Below are 21,131 nucleotides of genomic sequence, written 5' to 3'. Positions count from 1 at the left end.
AGCGGGCCCGTCCTGAGCGGACTCAGAGGAAACTCAGAGGGGGGCGCCCCACCCGGCCCGGCTCCGGCGCGCGATGCTTGGGGACGAGATGAACACCACCCGCTCCGGCCGACCGGCCCTCACCCGCCCCGACGGCACCCCGCTGCGCGTCCTCGTCGTCGACGACGACCCCGACCTCGCCGAGGTCCTCACCGGCGCCCTGCGCTACGAGGGCTGGCAGGTGCGCGCCGCCGGTGACGGCGCCGCCGCCGTCGCCGCCGCCCGCGAGCTGCTGCCCGACGCCGTCGTGCTGGACGTGATGCTCCCGGACACCGACGGCTTCGCGGTGCTGCGCCGCCTCCACGAGGTCAAGCCCGACGTGTGCGTGCTCTTCCTGACCGCCCGGGACGCGGTGGAGGACCGCATCGCCGGGATCACGGCGGGCGGCGACGACTACGTCACCAAGCCGTTCAGCCTGGAGGAGGTGGTGGCCCGGCTGCGGGGTCTGCTGCGCCGCGCCGGGATGGCCCGCCGCCCGGACGAGGGGCCGCGGCTGACCGTCGGCGACCTCGTGATGGACGAGGACGCCCGCGAGGTGACCCGGGCCGGGGACCTGGTCGAGCTGTCGCCCACCGAGTTCGAACTGCTCCGCTTCCTGATGCGCAACCCGCGCCGTGTGCTCAGCAAGGCGCAGATCCTCGACCGGGTCTGGTCCTACGACTTCGGCGGCCGGGCACATGTGGTCGAGCTGTACATCTCCTACCTGCGCAAGAAGGTCGACGCGGGCCGTGAGCCCATGATCCACACGGTGCGCGGCGCCGGTTACGTCCTGAAGCCGGTGACCGGGTGAGGGGCGCGGGCCGGCTGTCCCGGGCGGTGCGCCGGCTGCCGTGGCCCCGGTCGCTGCGGGCCCGGCTCACCGCCGGCCTCGTGGTCCTGCTGGCGGTGAGCTGCGCGGCGGTCGGACTGGCCGCCGTGGTCGAACTCGACGGCTTCCTCACCCAGCGGCTGGACGAGCAGCTCAGCCAGACCGGCACCCGGTTCCCCGCCAGCCTGGAGCACCCCGGCGGGCCGTCCGACGACCACGACGACCACGACGGCGACGAGCACGCCGACACCCGCCGGACGGCGACCGGCACCTTCGGCGCCCGTCTGGTGCACGGCAAGGTCACCCACCAGGGGCTGATCCGTTCCGGCGACCCCTCCGCCGACCTGCGGGTCGACCTGACCGCCGGGGACGCCGGGCGGCTGGCCCGGGTACCGGCCGACGGCAGGCCCCGCACCGTCCACCTCTCCGGCCTGGAGGACTACCGGGTCGTCGCCTCCGCCGGCCGGGACGGCGACGTGCTGGTCGTCGGACTGCCGCTGGAGCCGGTGGAGGCCACGGTCCACCGCCTGGAACTGGTCGCCGGGATCGTCTTCGGCCTGGCCCTGGTGGTGACCGGGGTCGCCGGAGCCTGCTGGGTGCGCTGGTCGCTGCGGCCGCTGAGCCGGGTCGCGGCCACCGCCACCCGGGTCAGCGAGCTGCCGCTGGCCAGCGGGGAGGTCGCGCTGCCGCCGCGGGCGCCGGACGCCGATCCGCGCAGCGAGATCGGCCGGGTGGCCGCGGCCTTCAACCGCATGCTCGGTCACGTGGAGGACGCGCTGACCAAGCGGCACGCGGTCGAGGAGCGGCTGCGCCGCTTCGCCGCCGACGCCAGCCACGAGCTGCGCACCCCGGTCGCCTCGGTCCGCGGCCATGCCGATCTGGCGCTGCTGCACCCCGGTCCGGTCCCGCCCGGGGTGACGCGGGCCCTGGAACGGATCGCGGCCGAGTCGGCCCGCATGGGCGCGATGGTCGACGACCTCCTGCTGCTGGCCCGCCTGGACGCGGGCCGGCCGCTGGAGCGGGAGCCGGTGGACGTGACGCGTCTGGTGCTGGACGCGGTCACGGACGCCCGGGCCGCGGGACCCGGTCACCACTGGGTCCTGGACCTGCCCGAGGAGCCGGTGACGGTGCCGGGCGACGCGCACCGCCTCCACCAGGTGCTGGCCAACCTGCTGGCCAACGCGCGTGGGCACACACCCGTGGGCACGACGGTGACGGTCACCCTGGCGAGCGAGGGCGAGGGCGAGGGCGAGGGCGACGGCGAGGGCGACGGCGAGGGCGAGGCCGGCGCCGGCACGGTCCGGATCGGTGTCCACGACGACGGCCCCGGCGTCCCGGACGACATCCGGTCCGGTGTCTTCGAGCGCTTCACCCGCGCGGAGCACCGCCGTCACCCGGACGCCCCCGGCGGCGGGGCGGGGCTGGGCCTCTCGATCGTGGCGGCGGTGGTGGAGGCGCACGGCGGCGACGTGGACCTCGACAGCGCGCCGGGTGCCACGACGTTCACGGTGCGCCTGCCGGCCTGAGGACCGACGCCGGGCGGTACCGCGCCGGGCCGGGCCGTCCCGTTCCGTGTGGTGCCACGCGGGACGGCGCCGCCAGCATCAGTACCGGGTGACCGCCGTCGCGCCGCTCGCCGTGCCGATGGCGATGTGCGGCCGCTCGTCGGGCCGGGCCCACGTCAGGATCCGCCGCATGGCGTCCTCGGGGACGGACACGCACCCGGCCGTCGCCCCCGCCCCGTCGACGTGCAGGAAGATGCCGGCGCCGCGTCCGCGCACCGGCCGGTCGTAGTTGAAGCCGACGACGAGGGCGTACGCGTACTGCGTCCGGTAGTCGACGAGGTGCTCGGAGCGGGCGGCCCGGCAGTCGTCCGGCAGCGGGTCCGTCCACCGGTTGTACGCCGCCGAGTCGTTGTCCTGGCACCACCAGGAACTCTCCCGGACGGGACGGTAGGTCACGCCGGCCCCGGCCGGCGCCGGCTCGGTCCCGAAGGCGAAGGGGAGGTCGTACAGCCCGGTAGGCGTGGTGTTCGTGCCCTGGCTGCGGGTGGCGCCCTCCACCAGCCCGTTCGCCCCGAACCGCGCCGGCGCCGTCCCGGCCCGGACCCACTGCCCGTCCCGCAGGTCCCACCAGCTGACCGTGCCCGCCGTGGCGGCGGTGTCCGGGGCCTCGGCGGTGATCAGCTGGCCGCCGCCGCCCGTGTCGGCCATCCGCGCCGGCAGCGGCACGGGATCGGGCACGGGCGCGACGCCGAGCAGGGCGAGGCAGCAGGCGGGTGCGAGGGCGAGGACCACTGCGGGGCGCATGGCTCAGACGGTAGCCGGAGGCAGTGGCAACGGCAGCCCGGGTAGTCCGTCCAGGCTTGTGGCGATGTGTTCCTTCTTCGCGAAGTAGGCGCTCAGGGAGGTGTCGTCCTCACGTGCGAACCGCTTTCCGTGCAGTTCGCGGTCCTCCTCGTACGCCATGTGGGGAACGGCGTAGCCGCAGCTGTCGCGGATCCGTTCGGCGTGGACGACGATGACCGCGCGCAGGCCGTGCGCGCTCGGGTCGATGCCGGGGAAGCGGGCGAGCAGTTCCGGAAAGCGCGGGTCGTCGCGGAAGACCGGCTCGCCGCGGCCGTGCACGCGCACGATGTTCGGCGGCCCCTGGAAGGCGCACCACATCAGCGTGATGCGTCCGTTCTCCCGCAGGTGCGCGATCGTCTCGGCGGTGGATCCGGCGAAGTCGAGGTAAGCCACGGTGAGTTCGTCCAGCACGACGAAGGAGCCCCGCAGGCCCTTGGGGGAGAGGTTGACCGTGCCGTCGCCGGAGAGGGGGGCGGACGCGGTGAAGAAGAGGGGCTGTTGCTCGATGAACGTGCGCAGTCTGCCGTCTATACGTTCATAAGTTTTTCCCATGGCAGCCGAGTATCACCGTCAGGCGCCTGCCTGTCAGAGGAATTTCCCGGCCGGAGCGAGGGTTCCGCCCCGGCCGGCGCGTCGGGGCGGCCGCGTTGTCCGCTACCTCACTTGGTGAGGGTGCAGGCGGCGAGGGAGTCCAGGCCGGTGGGCTTGGTGCTCTTGCGGCCGATGCTGATGGCGATGCGGTCGATGGTGGAGGCGCGTTTGTCCTTGAGGGGGCCGAGGATGGCGTTGTCGACGAAGTTGGGTCCGCCTTGGCCGACGGTGTCGCGCAGGCGGGTGTCGGCTTCCTGGATCTGGGTCTGGAGGAGGGTCAGGTTGCGGTCGACCTCGGCCTTGGCGGTGGCGGGTACGGCGGGGAGCTTGGAGGCGACGTCCGGGCACGTGATCGTCCCGGCTCCGGTGTCGCCGCCGGAGCCGGCCGTCGCCCCGGTGTCCGTGCCGCTGCCCGGCTGCCGGGTCGCGCCGGTGCCGGGCGTGGCGGCGCCGGCCCCCGCGCCGCCGGCCGTGCCGGTGCTGCCCGCGTTCAGCGTGCAGGCGGCGAGGGAGTCCAGGCCGGTGGGCTTGGTGCTCTTGCGGCCGATGCTGATGGCGATGCGGTCGATGGTGGAGGCGCGTTTGTCCTTGAGGGGGCCGAGGATGGCGTTGTCGACGAAGTTGGCTCCGCCTTGGCCGACGGTGTCGCGCAGGCGGGTGTCGGCTTCCTGGATCTGGGTCTGGAGGAGGGTCAGGTTGCGGTCGACCTCGGCCTTGGCGGTGGCGGGCACGGCGGGGAGCTTGGAGGCGACGTCCGGGCACATGATCGTGCCGGGGCTCGCGAGGGTGCGCGCGCCCGTGGCGCCGTCGCTCTTGGCGGGGGTGCCGGCGAGGGCCGAACCGGCGATCACCGCGCCGGACAGCACCACGGCGGCAGCGCCGCCGATGACCGCCACGCGACGCTGGTTGTACTTCGGGAGAGCCCTGGACATGCGATGCCTCACTCGGGTCGGAGGTGGGTCGGGTCGGCCCCCGGTGACGGGGTCCTGGCGACGCGGCGCCTGCGTGCGCAGAGGAGTACGGGAAAGCGGTTTCGGTCGTTCAGCTTCGGCGGCGGTCCTTCTCACCTGTCGCTGATTGACGAATCATGCAGGAGACTGCATACTCATGCAGGTAGTCGGTGACAACAGTCTGAGGAGAAACCCGTGGCCGAGCGTGTCGTACTCGCCTACTCGGGCGGTCCGGACACCTCCGTCGCCATCGGCCGGATCGCCGGGGAGACGGGCGCCGAGGTCGTCGCCGTCACGGTGGACCACGGGCAGGGCGGCGCGGACCTGGAGGCCGTCCGCGAGCGGGCCCTCGCCCAAGGGGCCGTCGAGGCCGAGATCGCCGACGCCCGTGACGCGTTCGCCGAGGAGTACTGCCTCCCCGCGATCAAGGCCAACGCCGTCTGCGGTGACCGCCACCGGCTGGTCACCGCCCTCTCCCGGCCGCTGATCGCCCAGCACCTCGTCGCCGCCGCCGAGAAGCACGGCGCCACCACCGTCGCGCACGGCTGCACCGGCGAGGGCGACGACCGGGTCCGGTTCGAGGCCTGCGTCGCCGCCCTCGACCCCGGCCTGACCTGCGTTCCGGTCCGTGACCACGCGAAGGCCCCGCACCCCCTCGACCGGGACGCCTTCGGGTGCGCCGACGGGACGAGCCTCCCCGAGGACGCCCGCGCGTACCCCGCCGACCCGGCCCCGCCGCGTGAGCCCGACGAGGTGGTCGTCACCTTCGTGGCGGGTGTCCCGGTCGCCCTCGACGGCCGGCCCGTCACCGTCGCCCGGGCCGTACGGGAGCTCGACGAGCGCGCCGGCGCCCAGGGCGTCGGCCGGATCGACAGGGGCGGGGACCGCCTCGCCGGCACCGGGTCGCGCGAGGTGTACCAGGCGCCCGGGCTGATCGCCCTGATCACCGCCCACCGGGAGCTGGACGACGTCACCGTCGAGCGCCCACTCGCCCGCCACAAGCGCCGGATCGAGCGGCGCTGGGGTGAACTCCTGCACGGCGGCCAGTGGTTCTCCCCGCTCAGGCGCGCCCTGGACGGCTTCCTGGACGAGGCCGGCCGGCACGTCGTCGGCGACGTCCGGATGACCCTGCGCGACGGCCGCGCGGTCGTCACCGGCCGCCGCGCCGCATCCTCGCCGCACTCGCCGTACGACTTCCGCCGCGCCGCCCACGACACCGGCGTCACCTCCGGCCGGTCCGCCGCCGGGGGCTCCGTCGACCTCCACGCCCGGTCGCCGAAGACCGTCGCCCGGCGCGACGTCGCCTGACCGCCGTACGGCCTTCGGGTCGTTCCGCACCCGTCGGCCTGACAGCCGCACCACCGCCTGCGAGAGTCGGGAGGCGGTGGCCCACCGAGACTCCGAGGAGCAACGCAAGTGAGCAGCAACAGCGGTGACGTACGGCTCTGGGGCGGCCGTTTCGCCGACGGCCCCGCCGAGGCCCTGGCCAAGTTGTCCGCGTCCGTCCACTTCGACTGGCGGCTCGCCCCCTACGACATCGCCGGTTCCCGTGCCCACGCGCGCGTGCTGCACACCGCGGGGCTCCTCACCGGGGACGAGCTGGAGCGCATGATCGCCGGGCTCGACGGGCTGGAGGCGGACGTGGCCTCCGGCGCCTTCACGGGCACCGTCGCCGACGAGGACGTCCACACCGCCCTGGAGCGCGGCCTGCTGGAGCGCCTCGGCCCCGACCTCGGTGGCAAGCTGCGGGCGGGCCGGTCGCGCAACGACCAGGTCGCCACTCTCTTCCGGATGTACCTGCGCGACCACGCCCGGATCATCGGCGGCCTGATCGCCGACCTCCAGGACGCGCTAGTCGGTCTCGCCGAGGCGCACCCGGACGTGGCGATGCCCGGCCGCACCCATCTCCAGCACGCCCAGCCGGTGCTCTTCGCCCACCACGTCCTCGCCCATGTGCAGTCCCTGTCCCGGGACGCCGAGCGGCTGCGCCAGTGGGACGAGCGGACGGCCGTGTCGCCGTACGGCTCCGGTGCCCTCGCGGGATCCTCCCTCGGCCTGGACCCGGAGGCGGTCGCGCGCGACCTCGGCTTCGAGCACGGCAGCGTGGCGAACTCCATCGACGGCACGGCCTCGCGTGACTTCGCCGCCGAGTTCGCGTTCATCACCGCGATGATCGGGGTGAACCTCTCCCGGATGGCCGAGGAGATCATCATCTGGAACACGAAGGAGTTCTCCTTCGTCACCCTGCACGACGCGTTCTCCACCGGCTCGTCGATCATGCCGCAGAAGAAGAACCCCGACATCGCCGAGCTGGCCCGCGGCAAGTCCGGCCGCCTGATCGGCAACCTGACCGGTCTGCTCGCCACGCTGAAGGCCCTGCCCCTCGCCTACAACCGCGACCTCCAGGAGGACAAGGAGCCGGTCTTCGACTCCTGCGACCAGCTGGAGGTGCTGCTCCCCGCCCTCACCGGCATGATGGCGACCCTCACGGTGCACCGCGAGCGCATGGCCGAGCTGGCCCCGGCCGGCTTCTCCCTCGCCACCGACATCGCCGAATGGCTGGTCCGGCAGGGGGTGCCGTTCCGGGTGGCGCACGAGGTGGCCGGCGAGTGCGTGAAGGTCGCCGAGGCCGAGGGCAAGGAGCTGGGCGACCTCACGGACGAGCAGTTCGCCAAGATCTCCGCGCACCTCACCCCGGAGGTCCGCACGGTCCTCAGCGTCCCCGGCTCCCTGGCCTCCCGCGACGGCCGCGGCGGTACGGCGCCCGGCGCGGTCGCCGTGCAGCTGGCGGAGGTCAAGGCGGACCTCGCCCGCCAGCACGCCTGGGCGGCCGCCGGGAAGCGGGCCTGAGACCGGCGCCGCCACCGGTGCCCGCCGGGCCGCACACCTTCCGTCCGGGGCGACCCACCGGGCGCCCCGGACGGCACGGCGAGCCGGTCCAAGGTCATCGCGGGTTACGTTGGTCGAAAGCCCTCCGCACGGAGCCGACCCACGGAGCCCGCGATGCCCTTCGCCCGTCTCGCGACCGCCACCACGCCCACCTGCCACCTGGGCCTCGGCCTCGCCGCCGTCGGCCGCCCCGGATACATCAACCTCGGCCGCGACGAGGACCTCGGGGCGGACCGCGGCGTCGAGGCGATGCGCGCCCGCACCCACGAACTCCTCGACGCCGCCTACGCGCAGGGCGTCCGCTACATCGACGCGGCCCGCTCCTACGGCCGCAGCGAGGAGTTCCTCGCCGACTGGTTGAACGCCCGCCCCGGCACCGACGACGTGGTCGTCGGCAGCAAGTGGGGTTACACCTACACCGCCGGCTGGTCCACCGACGCCGACCGGCACGAGGTCAAGGACCACGGCCTCGCCACCTACGAACGCCAGCGCGCCGAGACCGACGCCCTGCTCGGCGGCCGGCTCGACCTCTACCAGATCCACTCGGTGACCCCGGACAGCCCGGCCCTCACCGACAAGGAACTCCACGCCCGGCTGGCCGACGCCGCCGCCGGCGGTCTCACCATCGGCTTCTCCACCAGCGGTCCCGCCCAGGCCGACGCGATCCGCGCCGCGCTCGCCGTGACGACCGGCGGCGAGCCCCTCTTCCGTACCGTGCAGTCGACGTACAACGTGCTGGAGACCTCGGCCGGTCCGGCGCTCGCCGAGGCGCACGACGCCGGGCTCACCGTGATCGTCAAGGAGGGCATGGCCAACGGCCGGCTGGCCGGGCCGCACGCCCCGCGGGCGCTGGAGGAGGTGGCCGCCGCGTCCGGACTGGGCTGCGACGCCGTGGCCCTCGCCGCGGTCCTGCGGCAGCCGTGGGCCGGCGTGGTCCTCTCCGGCGCCGCGACCGTCGCCCAGCTCACGTCCAACCTGCACGCCGCCGTGGTCGACCTCGACGAGGACCGGTTCGCCCGCCTCGCCACGCTGGCGGAGGAGCCGCACGTCTACTGGGAGCGGCGCGCACAGCTGCCCTGGCACTGAGCCGGGCCTCCACCACGACCCCGGCGCCCGACGGAATGAGCCAAGCATGCCCGCAGTGAGACATGAATGTCTCAGATGGGTTACCCTTGTCTCATGGCCATCGATCGCGACCACGTGCTGCGCAGCGCAGCCGCCCTGCTGACCCGCAGATCCACCGCGACCATGGACGAGGTCGCCCGCGCCGCCGGCATCAGCCGGGCCACGCTGCACCGCCACTTCGCCGGCCGCGACGCGCTCGTCCGGGCGCTGGAGGCGCTGGGCATCGCGGAGTGCGAGGCCGCGCTGGAGCGCGCCCGCCCCGAGGAGGGCCCCGCGCCCGACGCCGTACGCCGGCTGCTGCGCGAGATCCAGCCGGCCGCCGGGCTGCTCGCCTTCCTCTACGGCGAGAACCAGCTGTGGGAGGGCGACCGGCAGCACGAGGGCTGGCAGCGCCTGGACACCCGCATCGGCGCCCTGTTCCAGCGCGGACAGCGCGACGGCGCCTTCCGCATCGACCTCACCCCGGCCTGGCTCACCGAGGCGCTGTACGGCCTCATCGCCTCCTGCGCCTGGGCCACCCTGGACGGCCGCGTGGCCGCCCGCGACTTCCCGACCATGATCGCCGAGCTGCTGCTCGGCGGCGCCCTGCGGAGAGAGGAACCATGACCAGCACCCTGCGGCCGGCCGAAGCGACCGAGGCGGTGCGACGCCCGGGCCGCTGGCTGGCGCTCTCCGTCCTCGTCCTGGCCGTGCTGCTGGTGGCCGTCGACGCCACCGTGCTCGGCCTGGCGACCCCCTACATCAGCGAGGACCTGCGCCCCTCCGGCACCCAGCTGCTGTGGATCGGCGACGTCTACTCCTTCGTCATCGCCGGCCTGCTCGTCTCCATGGGCAGCCTCGGCGACCGCATCGGCCGCAAGCGGATCCTGCTGTGCGGCGCCACGGCGTTCGGCGCCCTGTCCGTCCTCAACGCCTACGCGTCCACACCCGAACTGCTGATCGTCGCCCGAGCCCTGCTCGGCGTGGCCGGCGCCACCCTGATGCCCGCCACCCTGGCCCTGATCCGCAACATCTTCCACGACCCGCGCGAGCGCAGCCTCGCCGTCGGCGTCTGGGGCGCCACCGCCTCGGCCGGTACGGCGATCGGCCCGATCACCGGCGGTTTCCTCCTGGAGCACTTCTGGTGGGGCTCGGTCTTCCTGATCAACCTGCCGGTGATGGCGGTCCTGGTCCTGGTCGGCATCCGCACCCTGCCCGAGTCGCGCAACCCGCGCCCGGGTCCCTGGGACCTGGCCAGCGTGCTGCTGTCGCTGACCGGCATGATCGCCCTGGTCTACGCGGTCAAGGAGGCCGCCACCCACGGCCCCACCCCGACGGGCGCGGCCGCCGGCCTGCTGGGCGCGGCCGCCCTGTACGGCTTCGTCCGCCGCCAGCTCACCATGCCGGTCCCGCTGCTCGACATGCGCCTGTTCCGGAGCCGGGGCTTCAGCGGCGCGGTCCTCGCCGACCTGCTGACCGTCCTCGGCATGTCCGGCCTGGTGTTCTTCCTCTCCCAGTACCTCCAGCTCGTCCAGGGCCGCCGTCCGCTGGAGGCGGGCCTGGCCGAACTGCCCGCCGCCGTGGGCGCGGTGGCGGCCGGTCTGGTCGCGGGCCGCGCCGCCCGGCGCCTCACCGTCCGCACGGTGGTCTCGGGCGGCCTGGCCGCCGTCGGCGTCGCCCTGGCCGCCCTGACCATGCTCGGCCGCTCCACCGGATACCCGGTCCTCGGCGCCGCCCTGCTGGTCGTCGGGATCGGCGCGGGCTTCTCGTTCACGGTGACGGCCGACGTCATCCTCTCCAGCGTCCCCCGGGACCAGGCGGGCGCCGCCTCGGCGGTCTCCGAGACGGCGTACGAACTGGGCGCGGCCCTGGGCATCGCCCTGCTGGGCTCCATCGTGACCGGCGTCTACCGCGGCTTCCAGGGCCCCGCCGGCACCCCGACCGAGGCGCACGAGTCACTCGGCGCCGCCACCGAGGCGGCGGCGCACCTGGCCCCGCACCGGGCCGAGGCCCTGCTCGACGCGGCCCGGACGTCCTTCGTCCACGGCCTGCACCTGGCCTCGGCGGCGGGAGCGGCGGTCCTGCTGGCGGCCTCGGCGGTCTCCTGGTTCCTGCTGCGGCACCAGGAGCTGGAGAGCTCCGGGTGAGGCCGGCGCGCCCGGCTCCCGCGCCCGGTCAGCGCCGGTACCCCAGCAACGTCATCATCCCGGTCTCCGAGTGGTACTGGTTGTGGCAGTGCAGCATCCACAGCCCGGGGTTGTCGGCGTCGAACTCGACGACCAGCTTGCGGTGCGGCAGCACCACCGCGGTGTCCTTCAGCGCCCCGGCGGCGTCCAGCCCGGTCATCGAGAAGGTGTGCCCGTGCAGATGCAGCGGGTGCCACATGTCGGTGGCGTTGATGAGGGTCAGCCGCACCCGCTCGCCGGCCTTGACCGGGTGGCGCCGGCGCACGTCGAAGGGCTGGTGGTCGAAGCCCCAGTCGTACTTCTCCATCGTGCCGGTGACCCGGATCCGCAGCTCCCGGTCGGGTTTCCGGGCGGACAGCGCCACGGACTCGGCCGGCAGCAGGCGCCGGGCCGGGACGACCTTGCCGTCCAGCTCGTCCGGCCGCACGTCCGGCTTCGGCACGTCCCTGCCCTTGCCGGTGCGCAGGACGGCGAGCGCCTGGCCCTTCTTGCCCTCGGCGAGCGCGACGAGCGGGAAGGTGCCGTCCTTCGCGGTGACGAGGACGTCGTAGCGCTCGGCCATGCCGACGAGCAGGGCGTCGGTCTCCTTGTGCCGCACGGGGTAGCCGTCGGTGTGCGTGACGGTCATCGTGTGGCCGCCGAGCGCCACCCGGAAGGCGGTCTCGGAGCCGGCGTTGACGATGCGCAGCCGGATCCGGTCGCCGGGGCGGCAGCGGAACACCGAGGGGCTGGTGTTGACCCGCCCGTTGACCAGGTAGTGGGGGTAGTCGACGCTGCCGCCGTCGCCGTGCAGGATCCGGCTGTGGGACTCGCGCAGCACCCGGGAGGGACCCACCTGCTTCCTGGACGGGGACGCGTGCGGGCTCGCGGTCCCGTGCGGGTGCGGGCTGCCGTGGCCGGGGCCCGCCATGCCGGACATGGACATGGACATCCCGCCGCCCGCGTCGGGCTTGAGCTGGCGCAGCACCTCGTCCGGGGTGGAGCCCTGCACCCCGTCGACCCAGTCGTCCAGCACGACGAGCCACTCCTTGTCGTAGGAGAGGGGCTCCCGGGGGTCGTCGACGACGAGCGGCGCGTACAGCGCGCGGTCGGGCTGCATGCCGACGTGGGAGTGGAGCAGGTAGGTGCCCGGGTGCGGCACGGTGAAGCGGTAGCGGAAGTCCGCCCCGGGCTTGATGGCCGCCTGCGTCACATCCGGGGTGCCGTCCATGTCGCAGCGCAGCCGCACCCCGTGGGAGTGCAGCGTGGTGGAGGCGGACAGCCGGTTGGCGAGCGTCAGGTCGAGCACGTCACCGGCGGTGACCCGGACCAGCGGGCCGGGCAGGGACTCGTTGTACGCCCAGCTGCGCACGGTCCGCCCGCCCAGGTCCAGCGTGCTCTCGGCCGCGGTGAACCGGTGCGTGCGTACGGGCCCGGCGCCGCGTCTGCGCTCGGCGGCGCGCACCTCGGGGTCCGAGGGGTTCACGTACCCCCGGGGACCCGCCGGTACGAAGTCACCCTGGGCGCCGCTGTCTTCGGGGCCCGACCGGGGCCGCGAGCCGGAGCCGGAGCTGGTGCAGGCTGCCAGGAGTCCCGCGCCCGCACCGGCGACGGGGGCACGGAGCAGGGTACGCCGAGAAGGTGTGAACATGCCTAAATGAGACATGTCATGCGGTCAGATGGCCCGGAGAAGCGGCCGAATGCCCCATGTGTCGGGGTCAGATTCCTCCGGCAGGCGGACGGACGCGTGTCGTTACGCCCGCCGGACGGGGAGCCGGTCCTCAGGTCCTGTCCGACGATTCGCGTCTGCCGCGCGACGCCATGGACGCACTCTCACCGGCGTGCCGAGAGCACGCGGCCGGCACCGCGCGGCCGCCCTCCGGGCGCCGACGGCAATCGTCGAACAGGCCCTACGCCGCCTTGGCCTTCGTGGCGTACATGTCCACGTACTCCTGCCCGGACAGCCGCATCACCTCGGTCATCACGGAGTCCGTCACCGCCCGCAGCACGTACCGGTCCCGGTCCATGCCCTCGTAGCGGGAGAACTCCATGGGCTCGCCGAACCGCACGGTGACCCGCCCGGGCCGCGGGAAGCCCCGGCCGCCCGGCTGGAGCTTGTCCGTGCCGATCATGGCGAACGGCACCACCGGCGCGCCCGTCATCAGCGTCAGCCGCGCGATGCCGGTGCGCCCCCGGTACAGCCGGCCGTCGGGCGACCGGGTGCCCTCCGGGTAGATGCCGAAGACCCGGCCCTCCTCCAGGACCCGGCGCCCCGTCATGAGCGCGGCCACGCCGCCGTTCGCGCCGTCCCGGTCGACCGGGATCATGCCGACGCCGGTGAAGAACCACGCCATCAGCCGGCCCTTGAAGCCCTTGCCGGTGACGTACTCGTCCTTGCCGATGAAGCACACCTGCCGCTTGGTGACCACCGGCAGCACGATCGAGTCGATGAAGGTGAGGTGGTTGCCGGCCAGGATCACCGGGCCGTCCCCGGGGATGTGCTCCGCGCCCTCCACCTGTGGGCGGAACATCAGACGCATGATCGGTCCGAGCACTGCCTTGATGAGCGCGAAGCGGGACAACGGGTCCTCCGACGGCGAGGGAAACGATATGTGTCTGTGCAGGTGAGGACATTACTCGCGGGTCCGGCCGGTGCGCACATCGGGAACGCCCGGTTCGCCGAGGCCTTACGAAGAGTTGACGCGGGTTTACCTGCGGTTGCGCATGTCCGCCGGCCGTTCGGGCGCGGGTGCCGGTGTGACGCACATCGCGCGGCCGGGCCCCCGCCCGCACCGACGGGCCGTCACCTCCCGCCGCCCCCGGTGGACGTACGACCGCATCCCGGCGTTCGCGCCGGGGTCTCCCTCCCGTCACCCGCCCACCCCTACGATCGGCCCGCACCCAGACGCGGCCCGGGCACGGGGCGCCGGACACGACACAGGGCGAAGGCGGCAGGAGAGCGCGCATGGACAGCGACCAGGCGGACGGGCGGACACAGGGAACGGGACGGCGGGCGCTGCTGGGCGCCGCGGTGCTCGGCGCGGGCGGAGCGGCCCTCGGGCTGCCCGGCACGGCCCGGGCCGCCGGGGCCCCCGCGGCGGGCCGCGCGGGCCGCGGGCTGAAGAGCCTGCCGGTGCCGACGATCATCGGCCACCGGGGGGCCAGCGGCTACCGCCCCGAGCACACCTTCGGCTCCTACGAGCTGGCCCTGGACCTGGGCGCCGACGTCGTCGAGGCGGGTGACCTGGTGCCCACCCGCGACGGCCACCTCGTCTGCCGGCACGAACCGGAGATCGGCGGCACCACGGACGTCGCCTCCCACCCCGAGTTCGCCGACCGCAGGACCACCAAGGTGCTCGACGGCGTGCCCACCACCGGCTGGTTCACCGAGGACTTCACCCTCGCCGAACTGAAGACGCTGCGGGCCGTCGAACGCATCCCGGCCAACCGGCCGCACAACACCCTGTACAACGGCCGCTGGGAGATCCCCACCTTCGAGGAAGTCCTGGCGTGGCAGGACGAGCAGACCCGCAGGCGCGGCCGGCAGGTCTGGATCTACCCCGAGACCAAGCACCCCACCTACTTCCGCGCGCTGGGCCTCCCGCTGGAGGAGCGGGTGGCGAAGCTGCTGCGCAGGCACGGCAAGGACGGCAGGAACGCGCCGGTCATCCTCCAGTCGTTCGAACCGACCAGCATCCAGCGGCTCAACCGGCTGGTCGACAACCCGCTGGTCGTGCTGCTCTCCTCGGCGGACAGCCGGCCCTACGACTTCGTCGCGACCGGCGACCCCCGCACGGTCGCCGACCTCATCACCCCGAAGGGGCTGCGGGAGATCGCCGGCTACGCGCAGGGCATCGGCCCGACCCTGGACCTGGTCATCCCCAAGAACGCCGACGGCACCCTGGGCCGGCCCGGCACGCTCGTCCGCGACGCCCACAAGGTGGGCCTGGTCCTGCACCCCTACACCATGCGCAACGAGAACCCCTTCCTGCCGGCCGAGTACCGCAAGGGCGGCGCGGCCGACGGGTACGGCGACGCCTTCGGCGCGTTCCGGACGTACTTCGCGACCGGTATCGACGGTGTCTTCACCGACAACGCCGACACCGGGGTCGCGGCCCGCGAGGACTTCCTGCGCGGCTGACGGCGTCAACCCCCCGGTCCGTCAAACCCCCGTTCGGGGTGACTGTGCGCCGCCCCGGCAACCCGCGGCCGGGGCGGCTCGTCGTTCCGCACATGACGCCCGACCTGGTGACCGCCCTGCACCCCCTGCTGACCGCCGAGGCCTCCGCCGAGGCATATGCCACCGGGAGCGAGCCGGGTGATCTGGAACAGGCCGTGTGGCTGCGCCTGCTGGAGCGGCTGGAGACCGACGGCCCGCCGACGGACCCGCACGGCTGGCTGCGCAGGGCCGTGCGCGCCGAGGCCCGCCGTACCCGGCGCACCAACCGCCGCGAGCGGCCGTACGGCGTCGAACCCGCCGACGACGCCCGGCCCGGCCCCGAGCAGGACGCGCTCACTGCCGCCCGGTACCGCGCGCTGCGGGACGCCGTGCGCCGCCTGCCCGGCCGCTGCCCCCGCCTCCTGGAGGCGCTGCTCTCCCCGAAGGACCCGACCTACCGCGAGATCGCGGGGGAGTTGGGTATCTCACAGGGCAGTCTCGGGCCGGAACGCTCCAGATGTCTGGGATGTCTCAGGCGTCTGCTCACCCCGGAGGTTGCTTCCCGCGGAGGGCGGGGATAGGAGTGAGGGACGACAGGTGATCAGGTGAGCGGGAGGCGTGCGCACATGGGCATGAGCGTGACCATCTCGGTGGCGACCGGGCAGGACGCGGAGCAGATCTTCAGACTCCAGTACCTGTGCTTCCAGAGCGAGGCGGCGCTGTACGGCAACTACCGCATCGACCCGCTCGTCCAGAGCCTGGAGTCCGTCCGCCGGGAGGTCGAGGGCGACTGCGTCTTCGTCGCACGGCTCGGCGAGGAGGTCGTCGGTTCCGTGCGCGGCCGGGTCACCGACGACGGCGCCGCGGCCATCGGCAAGCTCTGCGTCCACCCGCGCCTCCAGGGGCACGGCATCGGCGCCCGGCTGCTCCGCGCGGCCGAGGCGGCACTGGCCGGGGAGCGCGGCGCCACCCGGTTCCGCCTCTTCACCGGTCACCGCAGTGAGGGCAACCTGCGGCTGTACCGCCGGGTGGGGTACGAGACGGTCGGCCGGGCCAAGGGCGCCGACGGCGTCGAGATGATCATCCTGGAGAAGCCGGCCGGGGAGTACGCGCAGACGGCCTGACGTGCGGCGCCCCGAGCGGGGCGCCCCGTCCGTCGCTCTCAGCCGCCCTGGCGGTTGCGCGCCCTGCGCAGCCAGTACAGGGCGGACAGCGGCAGCAGCACGGGGATGAAGACGTAACCCATGCCGTAGTCGGACCACACGGTGGCGTCCGGGAACGCCGAGCGGTCGACCAGCGTCCAGGTGCCGACGAGCAGCACCCCCGCCAGTTCGGCGGCGCAGCACACCGTCGCCGCCCGCCGGGCCGTCTCCCCGCCCCGCACCAGCGTGTACGTGATGAACGCGTAGACCACGCCGGCCACGGCCGACAGGGAGTACGCCAGCGGCGCCCGGTCGAACCCGGTGGCGATCTGGTACGCCGACCGCGACAGCGCGCCGACCACCATCACGCCGTAGAACCAGACGAGCAGCAGGCCCGGCCCGCCGATCAGCCGGACCGGCTTCTCCTCCACCGCGGTCACCTCAGCCTCCCCAGATGTCGTAGAGCCGCACTTCCAGCACGGCCAGCACCACAGCGCCCGCCGCGACCGTCACCGAACCCCAGCGCGTGCGCTCGGCCAGGGACATCAGACCCGCCGCCGGCACGCACGCGAACGCGCCCAGCAGATACGACACGAAGATCGTCGTGCCCTGCTCCGGCTTCTCGCCCCGCGCCAGCAGCACGATGCCGGTCACCAACTGGACCACGGCCAGCAGCGACACCACCGCCATGCCGATGAAGTGCCAGTCCTTGGTCGGCTGGTCACGGTACGCGGCCCAGCCGCACCAGGCGGCGAGCGACAGCGCGGCGACCCCGGTCACCAGCATCAGGACGTTGAGCATGCCGTGACCCTATTACGGCCGAAAAGGCCCACCGTCGCCGACCCCGCCGCACGGCCACCGGCCCCCGCGCGCGGCCGGCGGAACCGCCGTGGCGTTGGCCACAACCCGCCGGTGCCCGAGTCGGACGCCCGCCCGGCGTCCCGGTCTCGCCGGCCCCGTCGGCCCTGGTCACGGGCGCGCCCGCGGTGACCGCCGTCCCCGGCCGGACCGTGTCCGCGGCTGTCCACCATCCGGACAGCGGCGGCCGGTCAGGACCGTACGTCTGCTTTACTGATCGCATGACCACGACGAGCAGCCGCACCCTTGCGACCGAGGCGACCAGCACGCCCGGTGCTCGTTGTATGTGTCCGTGTCGAATGTGCGCCTTCTAGAGGGCCCCCGCACCAGCCGAGCCTCGCGCCCCGAAGCGAGAGCCGTGGCCCGCCCCGCGCCGGCACCCCGGCGCCGGTGACCGAGGCCGCCGCGCACACGCCGTTCTCCCGGTATCCCCGCCACCCGAGAACCGTGCCGCGTCCCTGACCGAACGCACACCACGCATTCGTGCCCGGGCACACCCGCGCCCGCGCACTCGACAGTGACGGAAACCCACGTGATCACCACCTCGGGCCTGACCAAGGTCTACCGCTCCCGCGGCCGTGAGGTCACCGCCCTCGACGGCGTCGACCTGCACGTCCGCGAAGGCGAGGTCTACGGCGTCATCGGCCAGTCCGGCGCCGGCAAGTCCTCCCTCATCCGCTGCGTCAACCTGCTGGAGCGCCCCACCTCCGGCACCGTGACCGTCGCCGGGCAGGACCTCACCGCCCTGGCCGGCCGCGGCCCGCGCGCCGGCCGGGAGCTGCGCCGCGCCCGCAGCCGCATCGGCATGGTCTTCCAGCACTTCAACCTGCTCTCCTCGCGGACCGTCCAGGACAACGTCGAACTGCCGCTGGAGATCCTCGGCAGGTCCGGCGGGGAACGCTCCCGCAAGGCCCTGGAACTGCTGGACCTGGTCGGCCTCGGCGACAAGGCGAAGGCCTACCCCGCGCAGCTCTCCGGCGGACAGAAGCAGCGCGTCGGCATCGCCCGCGCCCTCGCCGGCGACCCCAAGGTGCTCCTCTCCGACGAGGCCACCAGCGCCCTCGACCCCGAGACCACGCGCTCCATCCTCCAGCTGCTGCGCGACCTGAACCGGCAGCTCGGCCTCACCGTCCTGCTCATCACCCACGAGATGGACGTCGTGAAGTCGGTCTGCGACTCCGCCGCCCTGATGGAGCGGGGCCGCATCGTGGAGTCCGGCACGGTCGGCGAGCTGCTGGCCACCCCCGGCTCCACGCTCGCCGCCGCGCTGTTCCCGGTGGGCGGCGAGGCGACCGGCACCGACCGGACCGTCCTCGACGTCACGTTCCACGGCGAGGCCGCCACCCAGCCGGTCATCTCCCAGCTCGCGCGCACCTACAACATCGACATCTCCATCCTCGGCGCCGCCATCGACACCGTCGGCGGCCTCCAGATCGGCCGGATGCGCATCGAGCTGCCCGGCCGCTACGAGGACAACGTGGTGCCCGTCGGCTTCCTGCGCGAACAGGGCCTTCAGATCGATGTCGTCGGCCACGAGGGCGACGAGCCCCTGCTGGTCAAGGAGGGTGCGAAGTGACCTGGTCCGAGATGTGGGAGCTGCTGGAGCCCGAGTGTTGGAACACCCTCTACATGGTCGGGTGGTCCACGGTCATCGCCGTCGTCGGCGGTCTGCCGCTGGGCATCCTGCTCGTCCTCACCGAACGCGGCGGCCTGCTCCAGAACGTCGTGGTGAACAAGGTCATCGGGCAGGTCGTGAACATCACCCGCTCGATGCCGTTCATCATCCTCATGGTCGCCCTGACCGACCTCACCCGCTTCGTCACCGGCACCAGCATCGGCCGTGACGCGGCCATCGTGCCGCTGGCCATCGGCGCCATCCCCTTCTTCGCCCGGCTCGTCGAGACCGCCGTGCGCGAGGTGGACGGCGGACTCGTCGAGGCCGTGCAGTCGATGGGCGGCAGCACCTTCACCATCGTCCGCAAGGTCCTGGTGCCCGAGGCCCTGCCCTCCCTGATCGCCTCCGCGACCACCACCCTCGTCGCCCTCATCGGCTACTCCGCGATGGCCGGCACCGTCGGCGCCGGCGGCCTCGGCGACCTGGCCGTCCGCTACGGCTACCAGCGCTTCGAGACCGGACTCATGTGGGTGATCGTGGCGATCCTCGCCGTGGTCATCACCGTCATCCAGTTCGCCGGCGACCTCGTGGCCCGCTCGCTGCACAGCCGCGGCGCCCACTCCGGCCCCGCGCCCAGGCTCCGCCTGCTCAAGGCCAAGGAGCCGGCGGCCGCCGACATCGGCAAGGTCGCCTGACCACCTCCTCCCGCAGACCCCCCGTAACCCGACACGGGGCCGCACCACCCATAAGGAAAGGCACTTTTCGTGCGTAACACCGCCAAGATCACCACCGCCGTCCTCGCCGCCGGAGCCCTCACCTTCGGGCTCACCGCCTGCGGCTCGGACAAGGACTCCGGCTCCTCCGACCACACCGGCCCGCTGGTCGTCGCCGCGAGCCCGACCCCGCACGCCGAGATCCTCAACTTCGTCAAGAAGAACCTGGCGAAGAAGGCGGGCCTCGACCTGGACGTCCGGGAGTTCACCGACTACATCACGCCGAACACGGCCACCGAGGACGGTGACGTGGACGCCAACTACTTCCAGAACCAGCCGTACCTGGACGACTTCAACAAGAAGCGCGGCACGCACATCGTCCCCGTCGTCACCGTGCACCTCGAGCCGCTCGGCCTCTACTCCCACAAGGTCAAGAAGGCCGACGCCCTCAAGAGCGGCGCGACCGTCGCCGTCCCGAACGACGCCGTCAACGAGGCCCGCGCCCTGAAGCTGCTCGCCTCCCACGGGCTGATCACCCTCAAGGACGGCGTCGGCAACGAGGCCACCCCGCAGGACATCACCAAGAACCCGAAGAACCTCAAGTTCAAGGAGGTCGAGGCGGCCCAGACCGCGCGCTCCCTGGACGACGTCGACGCGGCCGTGATCAACGGCAACTACGCCATCTCCGCCGGCATCAAGCCCGCGAAGGAGGCCCTGGTCCTGGAGTCCCCGAAGAACAGCCCGTACGGCAACTTCCTCGCGGTGAAGAAGGGCAACGAGACGGACCCGCGGGTCAAGAAGCTCGCCAAGCTCCTCACCTCCCCCGAGGTGAAGAAGTTCATCGAGGACAAGTACCAGGGTTCGGTCATCCCCTCCTTCTGATCCACCGCTCCCGATCCGTTCCCGCGGACCGCGCGGCGGGGCAACCCCCCGTCGTGCGGTCCGGTGGTTTCATGCTGCATGCTGGGCAGTTCAGCAGGCCTGACGGTCATTCGAGAACTACCGAAGGTTACGGAGCGGCGCATGACGAGCACCTTCCCCAACATCTCCATCAGCACGGAGCGGTTGGTGCTGCGCCCCCTCGACGAGGACGACGTCCCGGCCCTGGCCGAGATGATGAACGACGAGCAGGTCGTCGCCTGGACCAGCGTCCCGCACCCCTACACCGAGGCCCACGCCCACCAGTGGATCACCCGTACGGCCCCCGGGGAGCGCACCGGGGGCCGGGGCATCGTCCTCGCCGTCACCGAGTTCCTCACCCAGCGGCTCGTCGGCATCGTGCACCTCCAGAACACCGACCGGCGCCTGCGCTCCAGTGAACTCGCCTACGTCATCGCCCCCTGGGCCCGCGGCGAGGGGTACGCCTCCGAGGCCGCCCTCGCGATCGCCGAGTGGTTCTTCCACGACCAGAAGTTCGAGCGGCTCGAACTACGCACCGCCGCCGGCAACACCGCCTCCCAGCAGGTGGCCCAGAAGATCGGCTGCATCAGCGAGGGCGTCCTGCGCAACGCCTGGATAGCGCGCGCCAGGACCGGGCACGGCGCGTGGTCCGAGGTCCGCACGGACGTCATCGTCTGGAGCCTGCTGCCGGAGGACCTCGCCGGGGTCGGCGACCAGCGCACCGGCGCCGACGGGTTCACCTCGTACCCCGACTGGAACTGAGCCGCCCGCCACCCGGCCCCCGCACCGCACCGGGTACCCTCACGGAGCCCGCCCCGGGCCCCCTCGAAAAGAGCCGCACGACCCACGG

21 protein-coding genes are annotated in these 21,131 nt (G+C 73.2%); 14 read left to right on the top strand and 7 right to left on the bottom strand.

Annotated features, from left to right (window positions below):
- The first annotated feature begins 88 nt into the window (after positions 1 to 88).
- Positions 89 to 829, top strand: a complete 741-nt coding sequence (locus ACIQVT_RS17155) for a response regulator transcription factor (RefSeq protein ID WP_403753474.1) — start codon at positions 89 to 91, stop codon at positions 827 to 829.
- Positions 826 to 2,373, top strand: coding sequence for an ATP-binding protein (locus tag ACIQVT_RS17150; protein ID WP_403753470.1), 1,548 nt, complete (start codon positions 826 to 828; stop codon positions 2,371 to 2,373). The genes ACIQVT_RS17155 and ACIQVT_RS17150 overlap by 4 nt, the downstream gene beginning before the upstream one ends.
- Positions 2,374 to 2,451: 78 nt before the next feature.
- Here ACIQVT_RS17150 and ACIQVT_RS17145 read toward each other — a convergent pair whose 3' ends face one another.
- From ACIQVT_RS17145 to ACIQVT_RS17135, 3 genes are all read right to left on the bottom strand, one after another.
- Entirely contained in the window at positions 2,452 to 3,156 is a 705-nt protein-coding gene (locus tag ACIQVT_RS17145) for a L,D-transpeptidase (RefSeq protein ID WP_403753467.1), read from the bottom strand.
- Between the two features lie 3 nt (positions 3,157 to 3,159).
- Complete coding sequence (locus ACIQVT_RS17140) at positions 3,160 to 3,747, bottom strand: pyridoxamine 5'-phosphate oxidase family protein (protein WP_403753464.1); 588 nt, start codon at positions 3,745 to 3,747, stop codon at positions 3,160 to 3,162.
- Between the two features lie 107 nt (positions 3,748 to 3,854).
- Positions 3,855 to 4,718 (bottom strand): hypothetical protein, encoded by an 864-nt coding sequence (locus tag ACIQVT_RS17135; RefSeq protein WP_403753461.1) that lies wholly within the window; start codon positions 4,716 to 4,718, stop codon positions 3,855 to 3,857.
- Between the two features lie 213 nt (positions 4,719 to 4,931).
- Between ACIQVT_RS17135 and ACIQVT_RS17130 the strand changes: the two genes are divergently transcribed.
- The 5 genes from ACIQVT_RS17130 (at position 4,932) to ACIQVT_RS17110 (ending at position 10,876) form a co-directional block, all read left to right on the top strand.
- Positions 4,932 to 6,044: an argininosuccinate synthase domain-containing protein gene (locus ACIQVT_RS17130; protein ID WP_403753458.1), complete on the top strand. Its 1,113-nt coding sequence runs from the start codon at positions 4,932 to 4,934 to the stop codon at positions 6,042 to 6,044.
- Positions 6,045 to 6,152: 108 nt separating this feature from the next.
- Positions 6,153 to 7,586 (top strand): argininosuccinate lyase, encoded by a 1,434-nt coding sequence (argH, locus tag ACIQVT_RS17125; RefSeq protein WP_403753455.1) that lies wholly within the window; start codon positions 6,153 to 6,155, stop codon positions 7,584 to 7,586.
- A 153-nt stretch (positions 7,587 to 7,739) separates the two neighbouring features.
- Positions 7,740 to 8,711, top strand: coding sequence for an aldo/keto reductase (locus ACIQVT_RS17120; protein WP_403753452.1), 972 nt, complete (start codon positions 7,740 to 7,742; stop codon positions 8,709 to 8,711).
- 93 nt (positions 8,712 to 8,804) lie between these two features.
- Positions 8,805 to 9,356: a TetR/AcrR family transcriptional regulator gene (locus tag ACIQVT_RS17115; protein WP_403753449.1), complete on the top strand. Its 552-nt coding sequence runs from the start codon at positions 8,805 to 8,807 to the stop codon at positions 9,354 to 9,356.
- Complete coding sequence (locus ACIQVT_RS17110) at positions 9,353 to 10,876, top strand: MFS transporter (protein ID WP_403753446.1); 1,524 nt, start codon at positions 9,353 to 9,355, stop codon at positions 10,874 to 10,876. Before ACIQVT_RS17115 ends, ACIQVT_RS17110 begins: the two co-directional genes overlap by 4 nt.
- 28 nt (positions 10,877 to 10,904) lie before the next feature.
- Here the strand turns inward: ACIQVT_RS17110 and ACIQVT_RS17105 are convergent, their stop codons facing one another.
- Both ACIQVT_RS17105 and ACIQVT_RS17100 read right to left on the bottom strand, forming a co-directional pair.
- Positions 10,905 to 12,545, bottom strand: a complete 1,641-nt coding sequence (locus ACIQVT_RS17105; protein WP_403753443.1) for a multicopper oxidase family protein — start codon at positions 12,543 to 12,545, stop codon at positions 10,905 to 10,907.
- 259 nt (positions 12,546 to 12,804) lie between these two features.
- Complete coding sequence (locus tag ACIQVT_RS17100) at positions 12,805 to 13,425, bottom strand: lysophospholipid acyltransferase family protein (RefSeq protein ID WP_403753440.1); 621 nt, start codon at positions 13,423 to 13,425, stop codon at positions 12,805 to 12,807.
- A 434-nt stretch (positions 13,426 to 13,859) separates the two neighbouring features.
- Between ACIQVT_RS17100 and ACIQVT_RS17095 the strand changes: the two genes are divergently transcribed.
- The 3 genes from ACIQVT_RS17095 (at position 13,860) to ACIQVT_RS17085 (ending at position 16,177) form a co-directional block, all read left to right on the top strand.
- A complete protein-coding gene (locus ACIQVT_RS17095; protein ID WP_403753437.1) occupies positions 13,860 to 15,035 on the top strand; it encodes a glycerophosphodiester phosphodiesterase in 1,176 nt (391 codons plus the stop codon).
- Positions 15,036 to 15,127: 92 nt separating this feature from the next.
- Entirely contained in the window at positions 15,128 to 15,634 is a 507-nt protein-coding gene (locus ACIQVT_RS17090; RefSeq protein ID WP_403753434.1) for a sigma-70 family RNA polymerase sigma factor, read from the top strand.
- Between the two features lie 45 nt (positions 15,635 to 15,679).
- Positions 15,680 to 16,177, top strand: coding sequence for a GNAT family N-acetyltransferase (locus ACIQVT_RS17085; protein WP_403754087.1), 498 nt, complete (start codon positions 15,680 to 15,682; stop codon positions 16,175 to 16,177).
- Positions 16,178 to 16,215: 38 nt separating this feature from the next.
- Here the strand turns inward: ACIQVT_RS17085 and ACIQVT_RS17080 are convergent, their stop codons facing one another.
- On the bottom strand, positions 16,216 to 16,635 hold the full coding sequence (locus ACIQVT_RS17080) for a hypothetical protein (protein ID WP_403753431.1): 420 nt from the start codon (positions 16,633 to 16,635) through the stop codon (positions 16,216 to 16,218).
- Between the two features lies 1 nt (position 16,636).
- The gene (locus ACIQVT_RS17075) at positions 16,637 to 16,996 is read right to left on the bottom strand and encodes a hypothetical protein (RefSeq protein ID WP_403753429.1); all 360 of its coding nucleotides are present in this window, start codon (positions 16,994 to 16,996) and stop codon (positions 16,637 to 16,639) included.
- A gap of 589 nt (positions 16,997 to 17,585) precedes the next feature.
- Between ACIQVT_RS17075 and ACIQVT_RS17070 the strand changes: the two genes are divergently transcribed.
- From ACIQVT_RS17070 to ACIQVT_RS17055, 4 genes are all read left to right on the top strand, one after another.
- Positions 17,586 to 18,629, top strand: coding sequence for a methionine ABC transporter ATP-binding protein (locus ACIQVT_RS17070; protein ID WP_403753425.1), 1,044 nt, complete (start codon positions 17,586 to 17,588; stop codon positions 18,627 to 18,629).
- Positions 18,626 to 19,363 carry a methionine ABC transporter permease gene (locus tag ACIQVT_RS17065; RefSeq protein ID WP_403753422.1) on the top strand — a complete coding sequence of 246 codons (738 nt, stop codon included), beginning with the start codon at positions 18,626 to 18,628 and terminating at the stop codon, positions 19,361 to 19,363. Before ACIQVT_RS17070 ends, ACIQVT_RS17065 begins: the two co-directional genes overlap by 4 nt.
- A 69-nt stretch (positions 19,364 to 19,432) precedes the next feature.
- Positions 19,433 to 20,263, top strand: coding sequence for a MetQ/NlpA family ABC transporter substrate-binding protein (locus tag ACIQVT_RS17060; protein WP_403753419.1), 831 nt, complete (start codon positions 19,433 to 19,435; stop codon positions 20,261 to 20,263).
- A 141-nt stretch (positions 20,264 to 20,404) separates the two neighbouring features.
- On the top strand, positions 20,405 to 21,043 hold the full coding sequence (locus ACIQVT_RS17055; protein WP_403753413.1) for a GNAT family N-acetyltransferase: 639 nt from the start codon (positions 20,405 to 20,407) through the stop codon (positions 21,041 to 21,043).
- Positions 21,044 to 21,131 lie beyond the last annotated feature (88 nt).

This window comes from Streptomyces sp. NPDC100445 (assembly GCF_044759735.1).
Taxonomy (GTDB): domain Bacteria; phylum Actinomycetota; class Actinomycetes; order Streptomycetales; family Streptomycetaceae; genus Streptomyces.
This window is presented reverse-complemented; position numbering and strand designations above follow the sequence as displayed.

Bases quoted from the DNA above. Each gene is read 5' to 3' on its own strand.
- ACIQVT_RS17120 (WP_403753452.1), top strand. From the start codon at position 7,740: ATGCCCTTCGCCCGTCTCGCGACCGCCACCACGCCCACCTGCCACCTG.
- ACIQVT_RS17105 (WP_403753443.1), bottom strand. From the start codon at position 12,545: ATGTTCACACCTTCTCGGCGTACCCTGCTCCGTGCCCCCGTCGCCGGT.
- ACIQVT_RS17100 (WP_403753440.1), bottom strand. From the start codon at position 13,425: ATGTTCCGCCCACAGGTGGAGGGCGCGGAGCACATCCCCGGGGACGGC.
- ACIQVT_RS17085 (WP_403754087.1), top strand. From the start codon at position 15,680: ATGGGCATGAGCGTGACCATCTCGGTGGCGACCGGGCAGGACGCGGAG.
- ACIQVT_RS17155 (WP_403753474.1), top strand. From the start codon at position 89: ATGAACACCACCCGCTCCGGCCGACCGGCCCTCACCCGCCCCGACGGC.
- ACIQVT_RS17140 (WP_403753464.1), bottom strand. From the start codon at position 3,747: ATGGGAAAAACTTATGAACGTATAGACGGCAGACTGCGCACGTTCATC.
- ACIQVT_RS17135 (WP_403753461.1), bottom strand. From the start codon at position 4,718: ATGTCCAGGGCTCTCCCGAAGTACAACCAGCGTCGCGTGGCGGTCATC.
- ACIQVT_RS17095 (WP_403753437.1), top strand. From the start codon at position 13,860: ATGGACAGCGACCAGGCGGACGGGCGGACACAGGGAACGGGACGGCGG.
- ACIQVT_RS17115 (WP_403753449.1), top strand. From the start codon at position 8,805: ATGGCCATCGATCGCGACCACGTGCTGCGCAGCGCAGCCGCCCTGCTG.
- ACIQVT_RS17090 (WP_403753434.1), top strand. From the start codon at position 15,128: ATGACGCCCGACCTGGTGACCGCCCTGCACCCCCTGCTGACCGCCGAG.
- ACIQVT_RS17075 (WP_403753429.1), bottom strand. From the start codon at position 16,996: ATGCTCAACGTCCTGATGCTGGTGACCGGGGTCGCCGCGCTGTCGCTC.
- ACIQVT_RS17055 (WP_403753413.1), top strand. From the start codon at position 20,405: ATGACGAGCACCTTCCCCAACATCTCCATCAGCACGGAGCGGTTGGTG.
- ACIQVT_RS17110 (WP_403753446.1), top strand. From the start codon at position 9,353: ATGACCAGCACCCTGCGGCCGGCCGAAGCGACCGAGGCGGTGCGACGC.
- ACIQVT_RS17145 (WP_403753467.1), bottom strand. From the start codon at position 3,156: ATGCGCCCCGCAGTGGTCCTCGCCCTCGCACCCGCCTGCTGCCTCGCC.